Genomic DNA, 16,718 nt, shown 5'->3' on the forward strand with positions numbered 1-16,718 from the left:
TCGTCATGGGCGCCTCGCCCGGACGGATCATCGGCGAGTTCGCGGTGCCGTTCGGCGATGATCGCGACGAGCACACGCGCTACTCCCCCGAGTTTGCCGAGCTGTCGGCCGAGATCTCCGACGTGCTGAAGGCGGCGATGGCATGACCCGCGCACGCCTGAGATCCATCCTGCTGCCCATCGCCTTCGCGACCGGCGTGCTCGCGCTCTGGTACCTCACGAGCGCCGTGCTCCTCGCGCCCTCGAAGCGCTTCATCCTCCCGATGCCGCACGAGATCCTCGTCGTCGCCTTCCTCGATCCCGACAACCTCGGCGACCTGCTCGAGCAGCTGGGCACGACGGCGATCGTCGCGATGACGGGACTTGCGATCGCGACGGTGATCGGCATCACCACGGCGATCCTGATGAGCCAGGCGAAGTGGGTCGAGACGACGCTCTACCCCTACGCCGTCGCGCTGCAGAGCGTGCCGATCCTCGCCCTCGTGCCGCTGATCGCCTTCGCGCTGGGCTACGGATTCGGCAGCCGCATCCTCGTCGTGATCCTGATCTCGCTGTTTCCGATCATCACGAACACCCTCTTCGGCCTGCACTCCGCCAACGCCCAGATGAAGGACCTCTTCCGCCTCAAGCGCGCCAGCCGCTGGACCATCCTCTGGCGCCTGCAGTTTCCGGCGGCCCTGCCGGCCCTGTTCACGGGGCTGCGCATCTCGGCCGGCATGGCGGTGGTCGGATCGATCGTCGCCGACTTCTTCTTCCGCCAGGGCAACTCCGGCATCGGTCTCGCGATCGACACGTACCGCAACCGCCTCGACGGCGAGATGCTGTACGGCGCCATCATCCTGGCCTCGCTCTTCGGGCTCGTCGTCTTCTGGCTGTTCGGGCTGCTCTCGCGCCTGGTCATCGGCCGCTGGTACCAGCCCGACGGCCGCTGAGCGCAGCATCCCCACCCCACCCCCGGACCGCACCACACGCACCACGCGCACCCCGCATCACCCGACACGCACCATTCACCCCTGGAGAGATCACATGAACCGCACCCGCCTTCTCGTCTCCACCGCCGCGATCGGCGCGGCCCTCTCGGTCGCGCTGACCGGCTGCGGGGGCACCGAACCGACCGCGCAGGATGCTGCAGCCGCAGGCGGTGACGGAGCGCTCAGCGCCTGCCCGGCCACGGTCGTGCTGCAGACGAACTGGTTTCCGGAGCCGGAGCACTCCGCCGCCTACGCCCTCATCGACCCGGCTGAGGCGACGACCGACCCCGACGCGGGCATCTACTCGGGCCCCGCGATCGTCGACCCGAACATCACCATCGAGGTGCGCTCGGGTGGGCCGTTCATCGGGTTCCAGCAGTCCACGGCCCTGCTCTACTCGGACGACTCGATCATGCTCGCCATGATCGACACCGACGAGTCGGTCAAGCTCTCGGCCGACCAGCCCACGAAGGCCGTGTACACGCCGCTGCAGGTCAACCCGCAGATCCTGTTCTGGGATCCCGAGCGGTACTCGTTCGACGACCTCGCCGACATCGGGCAGAGCGATGCCACGGTGCTCTACTTCCAGGGCGCGGCGTACATGGACTACCTCATCGCCCAGGGCGATGTGCGCGCCGACCAGGTCGACGGGTCGTTCGACGGCTCGGTCACCCGCCTCGTCGCCGACGAGCCGGTCGTCATGCAGGGCTACATCACGCAGGAGCCGTACCGCCTCAAGGTCGACTTTCCCGACTACGGGCGCGACGTCGACTCGTTCCTGATCGCCGATTCGGGCTACGACATCTACGCGGCCGCGTGGTCGGGCAAGCCCGAGGTCGTCGAGGCCCAGTCCGAGTGCCTGGCTCAGCTGGTTCCCGCCATGCAGCAGTCGCAGCTCGACTACATGGAGGACCCCGAGCCGATCAACCAGGCGATCTCGGACTACCTCGTCGAGATCGACCAGTTCTTCCAGGTCAGCCCCGAGTTGGGCGCCGAGATCCACCGTGTCATGCAGGAGGAGGGCCTCGTCGCCGACGGCACCGACGGCGTCTTCGGGTCGTTCGATGCCGAGCGCATGGAGCGGATGACGACGCTCCTCGCCGAGATCTACGCCGAGTCGGGCGTCGACGTCGCCGAGGGCCTGACCGCCGAAGACATCTACACCAACGAGTTCCTCGACCCGAGCATCAGCTTCAGCTCATGACCATCGCCTCCCTCACCGCCATGCCCCTGCGGCTTGCGACCGACTACGCCGAGATGTCGCTGTTCGTCGTGCGGGCCGAGACCACCGACGGCGTCGTGGGGTGGGGCGAGAGCTGCGACAGCTTCGGCATCTCGTACCCCACCGTGCTGTCCCGGTTCGTCGACGACGTGTGGGGTCCGGTCGCGACGGGGCTCTCGTTCGACGCGGCTCTGCACGCGCTCGCCGAGAAGCGGCGGGCCGTGGGCCGCACTCTCGGTTTCGGCTATTCGGCCGCCCAGTCGATGAGTGCCGTCGACATCGCGATCCGCGACGCGCAGGCGCGCTCGGCCGGGCAGTCGCTGGCTCCCCTGGGCTCGCGAGCGAGCGAGCGCCTCCGGGTCTACGCCGGCAACAGTCACTTTCTCGAATCCCGCGAGGTCGACGGGCACCTCGAGCTGCTTCAGCCGCTGCTCGAGCGCGGGGTGTCGATGGTCAAGATGCGCATCGGCGCCGACTGGCGCACCGCGATGCGCGTGCTGACCGATCTGCGCGCCGAGCTGCCCGACATCGACCTCATGGTCGATGGCAGCGAGCTGTTCTCGGTGGCCGAAGCCCTCGAGATGGCTCAGCGCCTGGCAGACCTCCGCATCAGCTGGTTCGAGGAGCCGGTCTCGGCCGCGCGCCTGCCCGCGATCGCCCGCATCGCCGCGGCCTCGCCCGTGCCCATCGCCTACGGCGAGCATCTGTTCAGCGTCGAGCACATGCTCGACACAATGGATGCTGCGGCCATCTCGGTCGTGCAACCCGATGCGTCGATCTGCGGCGGGTTCGCCGGCGCGCAGCTGATGGCGCAGACGGCGCAGGGGCGCGGCGCGCGCGTGGTCATGCACACGCACGGCAGCCCGATCACATTCGCCGCGAACGCGCTCGTGGCCGCCGCGACGCCGGGCGTCGACCTGATCGAGTACCCCTTCCACCTCTCGCCGATGCTCGATCGAGTCGCGCCGGCCGCCGGGTTCGGCATCCCCTCGATCGTCGACGGCTTCGTCGCCGTGCCGACGCAGCCCGGCCTCGGCATCGACGTCGACGCCGACGTGATCGAGGCCGGCCACCGGGCCTTTCTCGACGCGTGACCGGCCCGGATAGCCTGGACGCCGTGAACATGACCCGTGTCCAACGCGTGCTCGTCACCGGATCGCGCGGAAAGGTCGGCCGGCACGTCGTCGCGGCGCTGGTCGCCGCGGGGTTCGAGGTGCGGGGGACCGATATCGGGAGGCCGGTGTACGACGCCGACGACTCCAACGCCGTGCCGTACGTGCAGGCGGATCTGACGGATGCCGGAGCCGCTTTTGCGGTCGTGCGCGATGTCGACGCCGTCGTGCACACGGCGGGAATCCCCGAGCCGACCAAGAACGTGGCGCACGAGGTGTTCGCGACCAATACGCAGTCGACGATGAACGTGATCGAGGCGATGGAGGCTCGCAGCATCCGCCGTCTGATCAACATGTCGAGCGACTCGGTCTCGGGCATGACCTGGGCGCACCGACCGATGGTCGGCGCCTTCTGCCCGATCGACGAGACGCACCCCGACCGCGCGCACGACGCGTACGGCCTGTCCAAGCGCGTGACCGAGATGCTGTGCGACGCGTTCGTCGCGCGCACCGACGCGTCCGCCGTGTCGATCCGCCCGACCTGGGTGCTGACGCCCGACACCTACGCCGCGAACCTGCGCCCCTTCTTCGATGACCCCGACCTGCCGAGCGCGGTGTTCTGGGCCTACATCGACGTGCGCGATCTCGCCGACCTCGTCGTCGCCTGCCTGCGCACCCAGACCCCGGGTCACGAGGTCGTCTACGCCGCCGCGGCCGACAACATCGCAGGTCGCGACCTGCTCGCGAGTGTCGCGCGCCTGCACCCCGAGGTCGAGCTGCGCCCCGTTCCCCGCGTCGACGCGAGCGGCATCGACTCGTCGAAGGCGACACGCCTGTTCGGCTGGGCCCCGTCCCGCTCGTGGCGCGACCACCTCGACGAGCGCGGCGAACCCCGCGCTGCCGAACGGGATCAGAACTAGCCTCACAAACCCGAGCCCGCGACCGGCGCGAGGACAATGACGCGGGGTGAGGACTTCTGCGGCGTCAAAGTCCTCGCGCCGCGCCACACTCCTCGCGCCGCGCCACGCGGTAGCCGCACGCAGCCGCACGCTCGCGCCGCGCCACACTCCTCGCGCCGCGCCGCGCCGCGCCACGCGGTCGCCGCACGCAGCCGCACGCTCGCGCCGCGCCCGAGCCCTACGCCAGCCCGCGGCTGCGCTGCTCGCGTCCCGCGGCGCCGTACGGCCAGGCCGACGGCTCCGGGTCGCTCGCCGCATCCAATGCCGCCAGATCCTCGGTCGAGAGCAAGACGTCGGCGCTGCCGAGGTTGTCCTCGAGCTGCGACACGGTCCGCGCCCCGAGGATCACCGAGCTGACGGCAGGCTGTGCGCCCAGCCACGCGAGCGCGATGCGCGACATCGACTGACCGTGCACCTGCGCGACCTCACGCACAGCATCCAGCACCCGCCAGGTGCGCGCCTGAGACGACCGCAGGTCGTAGGCCTCGACCCCGCGCTCGGGGTCCTCCCCGAGACGCGTCGCTCCGGCCGGCCGCTGATCCTGCGAATACTTGCCCGCCAGCCAGCCACCGCCGAGCGGTGACCACGGCAGCACGCCGAGGCCGTTCGCCTCGCAAGCCGGGAGGATCTCCCACTCCACCTCTCGCGCCAGCAGGTTGTACTGCGGCTGCATCGAGATGAGCGGGAATCGCCCGCGGGCCATGGTCGCCGCCTGCGCGATCTGCCAGCCGAGGTAGTTCGACAGGCCCGCGTAGCTGATCTTGCCGACCCGCACGGCGTCTTCGAGGAACCCGAGCGTCTCTTCCAGCGGCGTCACCGGATCCCACGAGTGCACCTGGTACAGGTCGATGTGATCCACGCCCAGGCGGCCGAGCGTGCGATCGAGCGCGCGGCGCAGGTGGCGGCGCGAGGTGCCGGCATCCCGGGGGTCGACGTCGACGGGAAAGCGGCCCTTGCCGGCCAGCACGAGACGGTCGCGGGAGGTCGAGCTCTGCTGCCGCAGCCACTCGCCGACGATCTCCTCCGAGCGGCCGCCGCTGTACACGTCTGCGGTTTCGATGACGGTCCCGCCCGCATCGACGTAGACATCGAGCTGCGCGTGCGATTGCTCGGCGTCGGCCTCCGCACCGAACGTCATCGTGCCGAGCGCGAGTGTCGAGACGGCGAGGCCGGACCGGCCGAGGGTGGTGTACTTCATTCTCGTAAGCCTTTCGAGAGGGGGTCAGAAGCCGGCGATCGGTCGCGGCCGGTAGGTGTCGACGAGCGCGTCCATGACAGCATCCATCCGCCGGTCGACGCGGCGCGACTCTGGGTGGGCGTCGTGCCACGCGATGATCTCTTCGGCGCCGCGAGCGAAGGGCACGCGGCACACGAAGTCGGGTACGAGCGCCTTGATCTTGGTGTTGTCGAACACCATCGAGTTCGCCTTGTCACCGAGCAGCGCGGCACCCCATTCGGGGTCGGCCAGGGCGATGGATGCCGAGGCCACATGCACGAGGCGAGGTTCGACGCCCGCGGCCCGGGCGATGTGCCCGTAGATCGCGTTCCACGTCAGCGCCTCGTCGGAGGTGATGTGGAAGGCCTCGCCGATGGCCTCGTCGCGACCGAAGAGCCCGACGAACGCACGGGCGAAATCGGTGTGGTGGGTGATGGTCCAGAGCGACGTGCCGTCGCCGGGTACGACCACCTCCCGCCCTTGGCGCATCCGCTCGACCACGGTCCAGCCGCCGTCGAAGGGCACCATGGTCGGGTTGTAGGTGTGCGAGGGGCGCACGATCGTCACCGGAAATCCGCTCGACCGATACGCCTCGACGAGCGCGTCCTCGCAGGCGATCTTCTTGCGCGAGTACTCCCAGTGCGGGTTGCGCAGGGGGGTCGACTCCGTCACCGGCAGCCGACTCGGCGGCGTCTGATACGCCGACGCCGAGCTGATGAAGATGTACTGGTTCGTGCGACCGGCGAACATCGCGATGTCGGCCCTCACATGCGCCTCCTCGAAGGCGACGAACTGCACGACGACGTCGAAGCGCAGGCCTTCGAGCGCCCGCGCCACCGAGTCTGCGTCGCGCACGTCGGCGCGATGGGCTCGCACGCCTTCGGCGCCCGCACCCGATCGGCTGAGCGTGTGCACGTCGTGCCCGCAGGCCACCGCCTCGGCGACGACGGCGCCGCTGATGATGCCGGTCCCGCCGACGACGAGAATCCGTAGCACGCTCATTTGACGCCTCCTGCGGTGAGGCCGCTGACGATGCGGCGCTGGAAGATGAGCACGAGGATGATGAGCGGGATCGTGACGATGACGCCCGCCGCCATCTGCGTGCCGTAGGGCTTGTCGTACTGCGAGATGCCGGTGAACTGCGCGATCGCGACGGTGACCGGTTGTGCGGCCGGCGTCTGCGACATCGCGTTGGCGATCATGAACTCGTTCCACGCCGAGATGAAGACGAGGATCGCCGTGGTGAAGACGCCGGGCACCGCGAGGGGAAGGATGATCTTGCGGAACGCCTGCCCGCGCGTGCACCCGTCGACGCGCGCCGCGGCCTCGAGCTCCCAGGGCATCGCCCGGAAGAAGCTGACGAGGATGTAGACGCCGAGCGGGAGCGCGAAGCTCACGTCGGGGATGATCATGGCCTGGTACGTGTCGATCCATCCGAAGTCGGCGAAGAGCTGGAAGAGCGGCGTCAGGATGGCGACGCCGGGAAACATGGATGTCGCAAGAAAGAGCCCCAGCACGATGTTCTTGCCACGAAACTCCAGCCGTGCGATCGCGTATGCGGCGGTCACCCCGAAGAAGAGGGCGATGATCGTGACGCTGCCGGCGATGATGACCGAGTTGCGCAGGGCGAACACGAAGGTGTTCTGCGCGCCGAACACGGCGGCGTAATTCTCGAGTGTCGGCACGATCGGCCACAAAGTGTTGTCGAAGATCTCGTCGGGCCCCTTGAGACTGGTCACCAGCATCCAGTAGAAGGGCGCCAGGCAGAAGAACGTGATGGCGGCGAGCGCGACGTAGGTGCCGACGGTGCCCCAGCGAACGGTCATGACTTCTTGCCTTTCCGGCCGCCGGCCTGCTCGACCGCGTTGACGCCCAGCAGGCGCACGAACAGGTAGGCCGTCACGAAGATGAAGAGGAAGGTGAGGGTCGAGAGCGCGCCCCCGTATCCCGGTTTGAGCTGGCTCAGGGTGGACTGCACGACGAGCACCGACAGGGTGGCGGTTCCGTTCGCACCGTTGGTCATGATCTCGGGCAGGTCGTACATGCGGAGGGCATCGAGGAGGCGGAAGAGCACTGCCACGAGCAGCGCGGGCTTCACGAGCGGCAGCGTGATGAAGACGAAGCGCTTCCAGGCGCCCGCGCCGTCGATCTTCGCCGCCTCGTACACCTCTTCGGGGATGACCTGCAGTCCCGCGAGCACGAGCAGCGCGATGAACGGTGCGGTCTTCCACGTGTCGGCCACGATGATCGCGATCATCGACGGGATCGTCGAGCCCGTCCAGATGATGTCGGACCCGATCAGCGCGTTGATGATGCCCTGCGGGTCGAAGGCCCACTTCCAGAGCACAGCGGCCACGGCCGTGGGAACGGCCCACGGGATGAGCACGCTCGCACGGATGAGCCCGCGGCCGCGGAACGCTCTGTTGGCGACGAGCGCCATGCCCAGGCCGATGAGCGTTTCGAGCACGATGGTCACGGCGGCGAACAGATAGGTCACGCCGGTGGCCGCCCAGAAGTCGGGGGCGTTGTAGCCCCAGAGCGCCTGCGCGTAGTTGTCGAGACCCACGAAGGGCGCCTCGCCGATGCCGTCGCCGAAGAGCGAGCGGATGATCGAGGAGATCACCGGAAAGGCGATCACCAGGGTCAGGACGACGATGGAGGGGATGACGAGCCAGAAGGCGAGTCCGCCGTCTCTCTCCCGGCCAGGCCGGGACTTCTTCTGAGGGCCGCGTGTGGCGGGCCGGAGTGAGGTCGACATGACTCGCCTTCTGGGTCGCTTTACTGAATCGCCTGTTCGAGGTCGGCCGCCATCTGCGTGATGGCCTCATCGACCGACATCGAGCCCTGCAGCGCCGCGTAGGCGTTCTCCTGGATCGCCAGGCTCACGGCGTTGTAGTTGGGCGTGCGGGGGCGGGGGTTGGCGTTCTCGAGCGACTCCTGCAGCGTGGGCAGGTAGGGCGACACTTCGACGAGCTCGGGGTCGGTGTACAGGTCGCTGCGCACCGAGGCCTGGTTCATGACACTGACCAGCACGCGCTGCGCTTCGTCCGACTGCATCCACTCGACCCACGCCTTGGCGGTCTCCTTGTTCTTCGAGAAAGCCGAGACACCCAGGTTGATGCCGCCGAGCGACGAGACTCCGGGGCCGTCGAGACCCGGCAGGGTGGTGATGCCGAACTTGCCGGCGATCGCCGAGCCCTCTTCGCTGGCCGCCGTGTACACGTAGGGCCAGTTACGCAGGAACATCACGTCGCCGTCGAGGAAGGCGTTGGCGCTCTCCTGCTCCTGGTAGGTGATGCCGGCGGCGTTGATCTGGCCGCTCTCGAACATGTCGACCAGGTGCTGCAGCCCCTCGCGCGCCTCCGGTGAGTCGACGGCGACCGACTGGCCGTCTTCGCTCAAGAATGCGCCGCCCGCCGAGTTGATCGCCTCGGCGACGTTGACCGTCAGGCCCTCGTACTGGGCGAACTGCCCGGCGTAGCAGTCCATGTCGTTCGCGGCCGCGATCTCGCACGCGGCATCCATCTCCGCCCATGTCGTGGGCGGCGTCTCGATGAGGTCGGACCGGTAGTAGAGCAGCCCGGCGTTCGTCATGAAGGGCGCGGCCCAGACCTTGCCGTCGTAGGTGGCCGATGCGACGGCGGCGGGCAGGATGTCGGGACCCGCGACCTTCTCCGGGTCGAGTTCTTCGAGCCAGCCGTACGCGGCGAACTCCGAGGTCCAGACCACGTCGCCCCACACCACGTCGTAGTTGCCGCTCTTGGCCTGGAAGTCCTGCACGAACGACGTGCGCTGGTCATCCGGCGATGCCGACAGCTCAAGGAACGTGACCTCCTGGTCGGGGTTCTGCTCGTTCCACATCTCGATCAGCTGGGGCATGGCACCCGTGAGGTCCTTGCCGGACGCGAACGTAATCGGACCGATGCCGTCGTCGCCACCTTCGTCGGACGCGCTACCGCCACATGCCGTCAGGACGGTCAGCAGGGCCGCCGTCGCCGACGCGGTGATGATCAGCCGCTTCTTGGTGTGCATTTCTCTCTCCTTTGAGCCGTTCCTCCGGCCTGGCCGCACCGACCGGTCGGTGGCGCTCATGCTGTGCGCCGCGATTCAGGATGCTGAGATTCGCCGCTCCTGTCAAGTAACCGATTACTCGGCTTCTTGAGAGCGCGCTCGGATCACCCCGGATAACTGCACCAAATCAGGGAACCCGTCATGATGTAACGAGTTGGATACGCTGCGTAATCGCTTACTTGCGCCTACGAAGGCGACGGATAAGATGAGCCTCGGAAGCACCGAGGAGGATCGTTGAGCGTCACCGTCAAAGACGTCGCCCGCGTGGCGGGCGTGTCGACAGCGACGGTCTCCCGCGCGCTTCGCGGTTTCGATACCGTCGACCCCGCGATCCGGCAGCACGTGCAGCAGGTTGCCGATCGTCTCAACTACGTCGCTTCGCCCGCGGCCGCTGCCCTCTCGACGGGTCGGGCCGGCAGCATCGGAGTCATCACGCCGTTCGTGAATCGGATGGCGTTCCAGCGAATGCTGGCGGGCATCGAGAGCGCCATGCGGGGCACCGAGATGGATCTGCTCCTCTACTGCACCGGCGATCCGAGCGATCCTCATCCCGTGCCGCCGCGCAAGCGCCTCGCGCGCCGGGTCGACGGGTTTCTCGTCCTCTCGCTGTCGCTGCACAGCCCCGATGTCGAAGAGATCGCCAAGCTGAACATGCCGGTCGTCTCGTTCGGGGAGCAGGGCCCGTGGGGCTCGAACGTGCAGATCGACGACCGCGCGAGCGCGGCAACAGCCACCGAGCATCTCCTCGACCTGGGTCACACGCGCATCGGGGTGATCTACGGTCGCGAGGCGCAGGATCCGGCGGTGCTGGAGTATCAGCGCCATCTAGGCTTTCACGACGCGATGTCGCGCTCGGGCAGAGAGGCGGACCCGAACCTGATCGCGCCCGGCGACTTCACGATCGCCGGCGGATCACGGGCGATGGAGCAGCTCCTCGACGCCGATGCTCCTCCGTCCGCCGTCTTCGCCTTCTCCGATGAGATGGCCTACGGCGCCCTTCGCGTCCTGCGCGATCGAGACTTGATCCCGGGGCGCGACGTGGCCATCATCGGCTTCGACGGCCACGAGACCTCGGCGCTGCTTGAACTGAGCACCATCAGCGTCCCCTTCGAAGAGATCGGCGCAGCGACGGCGCGGCGCCTCATCGCGGAGATCTCGGGCGTTGGCATGAACCCGGCCGGCGCCACCGTCCTGCCGACAGAGCTCACCGTTCGCGCGAGCACTCGTCGAGCGTAAGCGAGCGCGCCCGAGCACGCGACGAGGGGCGAAGAGGTCCTCCGAACGGGCTCCCACGCGCCGAGTGCACGGGTTAGCCGCGAGTGTACGACCTGGGGATCAGCGCAGACCGGCTCGCGCTCAGCCCCGAATACTTCGGTCTGGTCTTCGATTCCATGGCGATCCGCGACCTCAGAGCGCACGACCGCGCCGGGCAGGCACGGTTCCTCGCCGTCATCCGCGCGAGGACTTTCGCGCGGGGCGCGGACTCATGCAGCGAATGAGTCCTCGCGCCGCGCCAAAGTCCTCGCGCCGCGGAGCGCCGAGCCCCGCCCACATGAGAAAGCTCTCAACAGGCTTTCGCCGCACCGCGCCGAGGCGCCACCATAAGACCGCCCCGCGCCCGCCGCGGGCCGCACCCACGGGCGAGGGGATTGTCGTTGGACTGGCAGCGCACACTCATCACGATCGACCGCCCACGCCCGATCGGGCCCGTCAGCGCACCGATCTCGGCGGTGTCGCGCCGCCCGCACCACCTCGATATGTTCTTCGTCGACGCCGAGGGGCGCGTGCGCACCGCATGGTTCACCCCCGCCGACGGGTACGGCCTGCACGAACCGCTTTCACCACCCGGGATGCTGGGAGCCACGCGCATCGCGGCGGTGTCGCGACACTCCGACCAGCTCGACATCTTCGTCGCCGACGCCACGGGGCGCATCGTGTCGGCATGGTGGTCGCGGTTTCCCGACAACACCTGGCGCACCCGCACCGACATCACCGACACGCGAACCACACCCGGCGCCCCCATCACCGCCGTCGCCCGCACACCGCACAGCATCGACATCTTCTTCGCCGACTGGTACGACCCGGCCGACAACACCTGGCGCACCCGCGCCGACATCACCGACATCCGAACCACACCCGGCGCCCCCATCACCGCCGTCGCCCGCACACCGCACAGCATCGACATCTTCTTCGCCGACACCACCGGACGCATCGTCTCGGCCTGGTACGACCCGGCCGACAACACGTGGCGCACCCGCACCGACATCACCACCGTGCGCACAACACCCGGCGCCCCGGTCACAGCCGTCGCCCGCCGGCCCGACCAGCTCGACATCTTCTTCGCCGACGCCACCGGGCGCATCGTCTCGGCCTGGTGGAATCACGCGAGCAACAACCTGTGGCACACCCGCAACGACATCACCGACACACGAACCATCCCCGGCGCGCCCATCTCGGCCGTCACCCGAGCCGCCGACCGGCTCGACATCGCGTTCGTCGACACGACGGGCTCGGCGATCTCGGTGTCGTGGGCCGATGCCTCCCCGACCTGGATGCAATCCTCGATCCTGGCGCGGCGGGTGAGCCCCGGCATCCCGATCGGTCTTGTCGCGCGCGGGCCGCGGCGGCTCGATGCGTTCGTTCCCGAGAACGACGGGCGCTTCACGCACGCCTGGTGGGCCGCACCCGAGCCCGAGCCGGCCGCGCGGCTGCGGCTCGTCACGTTCAACACCAAGCTGATGTACCTGCCGGGGGTGGCGAGCGAGGAGGCGATCATGGCCCGCGCGCGTCGCATCGGCGACCTGCTCGCGACGGGCCCCGCGCACGATGTCGTCTGCCTGCAGGAGGTGTTCTCGCACCGCGCCCGCGTCGACCTGATCGCGCGACTGCACGACCGGTACCCGCACGCGACCCCGGTCGCGGGCCCCACCCGCCAGCTCTCGGCGACCGAGAAGGAACGTATCGTCACGTCCGCCGTCGCCCAGGCGGCGTTCTGGATGCCGGGCACGGTCGCCGTCGCGGCGCTCGTGGAGTTCGTGCTCTCTCAGGTGGCGGCGGGAGTGTTCTCGGTTCCGCAGGACAGCGGTCTGCTGGTGCTCAGCCGCTACCCGCTCGAGAACGCGAAGTTCGTCTCGTTCGGCGACGACGCCGAGGGTCCCGACCGGCTGGCCGACAAGGGGGTGCTCCGGGTGCGGGTCAAGACGGGCCCGTCGACGAGCTATGTGGTGTTCTCGACGCACACGCAGGCCAGCTACGACTCGATCGCCGAGGGCGTGCCGGTGCGCGCCGCGCAGCTGCGGACGATCGCGCAGCTGATCGAGGAGTCGATGATCGAGCTGTCGCGAGCGACCACCGACCAGCTGCACACGATCGTGTGCGGAGATCTCAACATCATCGGCGACCGGGCCTTTCCCGCGGAGTGGCGCTCGGTCTTCGAGACGCCGGGCGCCTACTTCACGCGCGAGTTCGTCGACGGGTGGGCGAGCGAGATGGCCTGCGCGGGCCACGATGCGCACGACGAGGGCATCACCAACATCGACGCCCCGAACAAACGCAACAGCCGGCTCGACTACGTGCTGGTGCGCAACGAAGACTCGCAGGCGCCCGCGGTCGTGCATCAGATGCGCCTGGTGTACCCCGGGGCCTCCGACCACATCGGCGTGTTCGCCGACATCAACGAGCCCTCGCCGCATCACTCCCCCGCCCGGGCGCGCGATGTCGAGCTGCCGCTCGACGGCGACGCCTTCGATCTGCCGGGTGGCCGTCTGCGCTGGTATCGCGTGCAGGGCGGGGGCACGTGGTCGGTGGCCCCGACATCCGATCTGGAATACGACGTATTCGTGCCCGAGGACATGAGCACGCCGCGGCGCCCGGTCTTTGAGACCGAGACGCGCGAGATCGAGTACGCGCACGACGTGCTGCGCGAGTACGGTGTGGCGCACACAAGAGTGCGCACCTACGCCGTGCCCGCCGACGAGTTCTTCGTGTGCGTGCGACGCAGACCCGACGCTCCGGGCGCCGAGAGCTCGGCGATCGTCTTCATACGACACCTGGGCACATCGCCGGCATCGGCGATCCACGTGCACCCGCAGCGCGGGCCGGTGTCGGTCGATACCGCCACGATAGAGCGGATGCTGGGGCCCGCGGCCGTGCCGTCGACCCTGTGGTTTGCGAGCGAGCTGCACCGGCAGGCGCAGCGCCGGGTCGTCGACTGGACGTTCGAGGTACACAACACCAGCGACAACCCGGTGACGCTCACCCTGACGCACGACGCGTTCGCCGAACCGCCCGTCACGTGGGGGCGTGGCTCGCACGCGCACGTCGTGCGCTCGGCCGAGGGCGGCACGGTGCGGTGGCGGATCGACCGGGCGAATCCCGCCGTCGATCCGGTCGAGGTGTCGTTTCGGTCACCGCTGACTTTCGTGCAGGCGACGATGCATTCGCCGCGCCTGATCTGCGAGGACGAAACGGGCATCGACGCGCTCGGCGCCGACGAGATCTCGCTGATCGCGACGATCGACGGCGCGCCCGACCGCCTGCCCCTGTTGAGCGAGACCCGCATGCACACGGGCGAGGCCCAGATCGTGACCGCCGCTCCCCTGGGCCCGTGGCGCCCGAGCGATCTCGGCTTCACCGATCTGCTGCGGCTGCACATCATCGAGAACGAGGATGTCGGCGACGACACCGATGCCACCGCCGTGGCGCCGCTGCCGCCCGACTCCCCCGCCGAGGATCGCACGATCACACTCGAACCGGGCTCGGGAAGATACACCGTGCACCTGTCGCTCGGGCGCACGCCCGAGGGCTGACGCGCGCCCCGCGCGCACCGAGCGCACGGGTTAGCGCCGATCCATACGAGTCCGGACACACCCGGCCCGAACACGCCCACCCGCCCCGCGCGAGGACTGTGGCGCGAGGCGAGGACTTCTGCGCCGGAAGAGTCCTCGCACCGCGCCGAAGTCCTCGCGCCGCGGAGCACGACCGCCGGTGGCCGCGCCCGCCGCGGGCCGCACCCACGGGCGAGAGGATTGACGTTCACCGGCGGCATCGGGCTGATCGCGTGCGGCGTGATCGGGATGCTGCGCTACAGCCTGCTGGGCACGCCCGGCGCCGGCCAGATCCTGGGTCTGACGGGCGACATCCTCTACGCGCTCGGGGTCGCGACGCTCGCGATCGGGCTCGCAGCGGCTACCTCGCACTCGTTCTCCCGTTTGGCGCAGCCTGATCGCCGCGACGCAGATCGCACGCGCCGGTGTCGTCCCGGCACCGTGGAAGTGGGTACCACTGTGGGCGCTCGCATTGAGCGTGGCCGCGTGGGTCGCGCCGTAGCTCGCCTTCGAAGAGCGCCCCCCAGACCGCCCCGTTCGCCCGAACAGGATCAGAACTAACCACACGTTTCCGAACACCGAAGGCCACTCGCGTTCACAGCGGCGTCATATACGGGTGCTACCGTCGAATGAGAAGGTCCTCATATACCAGGACGCATCCCAGGCACAGAACGCGGAAGCCCCCAGCCACGTGAGCGCACGAGACATCGGTACGGAGACGCAGCCCATCGCGGCTCCGCGCACCGACGCCACCGCACACGATCTCGACTTCGGCCCCGAGCCCCGCTACCACCGCACCGCACCCATCGAGCTCCCCGACGACCGCGCCCTGAGCCCGTCGAAGGGCGAAACCCCCGCCGACACACCCCCCAAGGGCCGCCAATCCCTCACCGGCCCCATCAAGATCGCCCCGAAGCAGAAGAACTGGCGCCGCCGCTACGCCCGCTTTCTCGCGATCAGCGACGGGCTCGTGCTCATCTGGGTGGTCTTCGGCACGCAGCTCGCCTGGCTCGGTCTCGACGCCGACGTTGTCACACGCGAGAACTCGCTCATCGGCGACCTCGCCTACTGGATCTTCTCCACCGGGCTCATCGTGCTGTGGATGACCGTTCTCGCTCTCAACGACACCCGCAGCCACCGCGTCATCGGCAACGGTTCGCAGGAGTACAAGCGCATCTTCGACGCCAGCTTCGTGCTGTTCGGCGCGATCGCGATCGTCGCGTTCCTGTTCCAGATCGATGTGGCCCGCGGCTTCCTGCTCATCTCCCTGCCACTGGGAATCCTGTTCCTCTTCTTCGAGCGTTGGCTGTGGCGCCAGTGGCTCATGGTCAAGCGCGCGCAGGGCCAGTACACCGCCCGAGTGCTGCTCGTCGGGTCCGAGGATTCCGTGGCCCAGGTCGCGCGAGAGCTCAAGCGTTCGTGGAGCGCCGGCTACGCCGTAGTGGGCTGCTGCGTACCCACCGGCCGCATCGCCGCAACGATCGAGGGAACCGACATTCCCATCATGGGCAGCGTCAACGCCATCGACCGGGCACTGAAGGTGACGCAGGCCGACACGGTCGTCGTGACAAGCACCGACGACCTACCGCCCGACAAGGTCAAGCAGATCTCGTGGAGCCTCGAGGCCGGCCGCCAGCACCTCGTGCTCGCCCCGAGCATCGCGGATATCGCAGGCCCGCGCATCCACACGCGCCCGGTTTCGGGCCTGCCCCTCATCCACGTCGAGACCCCGCGCTTCAGCAAGGGCCAGCGCGTCGCAAAGCGTGCGACCGACCTCATCCTCAGCACCGTCGGTCTGATCGTTCTAAGCCCGCTGCTCTTCGCTCTGGCGATCATCGTCAAGACGACGAGCCCCGGCGAGGTGCTCTTCCGCCAAACGCGCGTCGGGTACGCTGGATCGACCTTCAAGATGCTCAAGTTCCGCTCAATGGTGCAGAACGCCGAGGCGCTACTTCCCGGGCTTCAAAAGCAGCGAGATGCCGGCAATGAGATCCTTTTCAAGATGACCAATGATCCGCGCGTGACGCACGTTGGCCGCTTCATGCGCAAGTACAGCCTCGACGAACTGCCGCAGCTTCTCAACGTATTGGCAGGTTCGATGTCGCTCGTGGGCCCACGCCCGCCGCTCGAATCGGAAGTCGAGCAATACGCCGACCATGTGCACAGAAGGTTTCTAGTCAAGCCTGGGGTAACGGGCCTTTGGCAGGTGAGCGGCCGGTCGACTCTGTCGTGGGACGAGTCGGTGAGGCTCGATCTCTCGTATGTTGAAAACTGGTCAATGGTCGGTGACATTGTCATTCTGGGCAAGACCGCCAAGGCCGCTCTTGCCCCGCGGGAGACAG

At 68.4% G+C, this 16,718-nt stretch carries 14 protein-coding genes; 9 read left to right on the forward strand and 5 right to left on the reverse strand.

Features of this window, described 5'->3' with window-relative positions; all coding sequences use genetic code 11:
- The first annotated feature begins 142 nt into the window (after positions 1–142).
- The 4 genes from DI573_RS10855 to DI573_RS10870 all read left to right on the forward strand — a co-directional run bounded on the left by DI573_RS10855 (position 143) and on the right by DI573_RS10870 (position 4,224).
- Complete coding sequence (locus tag DI573_RS10855) at positions 143–931, forward strand: ABC transporter permease (RefSeq protein ID WP_292813925.1); 789 nt, start codon at positions 143–145, stop codon at positions 929–931.
- Between the two features lie 94 nt (positions 932–1,025).
- Entirely contained in the window at positions 1,026–2,174 is a 1,149-nt protein-coding gene (locus tag DI573_RS10860) for a hypothetical protein (protein ID WP_292813927.1), read from the forward strand.
- Positions 2,171–3,286, forward strand: coding sequence for a mandelate racemase/muconate lactonizing enzyme family protein (locus DI573_RS10865; protein WP_292813929.1), 1,116 nt, complete (start codon positions 2,171–2,173; stop codon positions 3,284–3,286). The genes DI573_RS10860 and DI573_RS10865 overlap by 4 nt, the downstream gene beginning before the upstream one ends.
- 29 nt (positions 3,287–3,315) lie before the next feature.
- Positions 3,316–4,224: an NAD(P)-dependent oxidoreductase gene (locus tag DI573_RS10870; RefSeq protein WP_292813955.1), complete on the forward strand. Its 909-nt coding sequence runs from the start codon at positions 3,316–3,318 to the stop codon at positions 4,222–4,224.
- Positions 4,225–4,441: 217 nt separating this feature from the next.
- On the opposite strand, the gene DI573_RS10875 is transcribed toward DI573_RS10870, so the two are convergent.
- The 5 genes from DI573_RS10875 to DI573_RS10895 are packed head-to-tail and all read right to left on the reverse strand — an operon-like array spanning position 4,442 to position 9,511.
- Positions 4,442–5,461, reverse strand: coding sequence for an aldo/keto reductase (locus DI573_RS10875; protein WP_292813931.1), 1,020 nt, complete (start codon positions 5,459–5,461; stop codon positions 4,442–4,444).
- A gap of 24 nt (positions 5,462–5,485) precedes the next feature.
- Entirely contained in the window at positions 5,486–6,481 is a 996-nt protein-coding gene (locus tag DI573_RS10880; protein ID WP_292813933.1) for an SDR family oxidoreductase, read from the reverse strand.
- Positions 6,478–7,305: a carbohydrate ABC transporter permease gene (locus tag DI573_RS10885; RefSeq protein ID WP_292813936.1), complete on the reverse strand. Its 828-nt coding sequence runs from the start codon at positions 7,303–7,305 to the stop codon at positions 6,478–6,480. The genes DI573_RS10880 and DI573_RS10885 overlap by 4 nt, the downstream gene beginning before the upstream one ends.
- Positions 7,302–8,237 carry a sugar ABC transporter permease gene (locus DI573_RS10890; protein ID WP_292813939.1) on the reverse strand — a complete coding sequence of 312 codons (936 nt, stop codon included), beginning with the start codon at positions 8,235–8,237 and terminating at the stop codon, positions 7,302–7,304. The genes DI573_RS10885 and DI573_RS10890 overlap by 4 nt, the downstream gene beginning before the upstream one ends.
- Before the next feature lie 20 nt (positions 8,238–8,257).
- Positions 8,258–9,511 (reverse strand): ABC transporter substrate-binding protein, encoded by a 1,254-nt coding sequence (locus DI573_RS10895; RefSeq protein ID WP_292813941.1) that lies wholly within the window; start codon positions 9,509–9,511, stop codon positions 8,258–8,260.
- A 273-nt stretch (positions 9,512–9,784) separates the two neighbouring features.
- On the opposite strand from DI573_RS10895, the gene DI573_RS10900 reads away from it, so the two are divergent.
- The 5 genes from DI573_RS10900 to DI573_RS10920 form a co-directional block, all read left to right on the forward strand.
- Positions 9,785–10,786, forward strand: a complete 1,002-nt coding sequence (locus DI573_RS10900) for a LacI family DNA-binding transcriptional regulator (RefSeq protein WP_292813944.1) — start codon at positions 9,785–9,787, stop codon at positions 10,784–10,786.
- Between the two features lie 83 nt (positions 10,787–10,869).
- The gene (locus DI573_RS10905) at positions 10,870–11,049 is read left to right on the forward strand and encodes a hypothetical protein (RefSeq protein WP_292813947.1); all 180 of its coding nucleotides are present in this window, start codon (positions 10,870–10,872) and stop codon (positions 11,047–11,049) included.
- Positions 11,050–11,205: 156 nt separating this feature from the next.
- Positions 11,206–14,358, forward strand: coding sequence for an endonuclease/exonuclease/phosphatase family protein (locus DI573_RS10910; protein WP_292813949.1), 3,153 nt, complete (start codon positions 11,206–11,208; stop codon positions 14,356–14,358).
- Between the two features lie 219 nt (positions 14,359–14,577).
- Positions 14,578–14,937 (forward strand): hypothetical protein, encoded by a 360-nt coding sequence (locus DI573_RS10915; RefSeq protein WP_292813952.1) that lies wholly within the window; start codon positions 14,578–14,580, stop codon positions 14,935–14,937.
- Positions 14,938–15,274: 337 nt separating this feature from the next.
- On the forward strand, positions 15,275–16,718 hold a 1,444-nt coding region (locus DI573_RS10920), incomplete at its 3' end, for a sugar transferase (protein WP_292813958.1).

The organism is Microbacterium sp. (assembly GCF_003248605.1).
In the GTDB taxonomy this organism is placed as follows: domain Bacteria; phylum Actinomycetota; class Actinomycetes; order Actinomycetales; family Microbacteriaceae; genus Microbacterium.

Bases quoted from the DNA above. Each gene is read 5' to 3' on its own strand.
- DI573_RS10860 (WP_292813927.1), top strand. From the start codon at position 1,026: ATGAACCGCACCCGCCTTCTCGTCTCCACCGCCGCGATCGGCGCGGCC.
- DI573_RS10895 (WP_292813941.1), bottom strand. From the start codon at position 9,511: ATGCACACCAAGAAGCGGCTGATCATCACCGCGTCGGCGACGGCGGCC.
- DI573_RS10855 (WP_292813925.1), top strand. From the start codon at position 143: ATGACCCGCGCACGCCTGAGATCCATCCTGCTGCCCATCGCCTTCGCG.
- DI573_RS10865 (WP_292813929.1), top strand. From the start codon at position 2,171: ATGACCATCGCCTCCCTCACCGCCATGCCCCTGCGGCTTGCGACCGAC.
- DI573_RS10880 (WP_292813933.1), bottom strand. From the start codon at position 6,481: ATGAGCGTGCTACGGATTCTCGTCGTCGGCGGGACCGGCATCATCAGC.
- DI573_RS10890 (WP_292813939.1), bottom strand. From the start codon at position 8,237: ATGTCGACCTCACTCCGGCCCGCCACACGCGGCCCTCAGAAGAAGTCC.
- DI573_RS10870 (WP_292813955.1), top strand. From the start codon at position 3,316: ATGACCCGTGTCCAACGCGTGCTCGTCACCGGATCGCGCGGAAAGGTC.
- DI573_RS10875 (WP_292813931.1), bottom strand. From the start codon at position 5,461: ATGAAGTACACCACCCTCGGCCGGTCCGGCCTCGCCGTCTCGACACTC.
- DI573_RS10885 (WP_292813936.1), bottom strand. From the start codon at position 7,305: ATGACCGTTCGCTGGGGCACCGTCGGCACCTACGTCGCGCTCGCCGCC.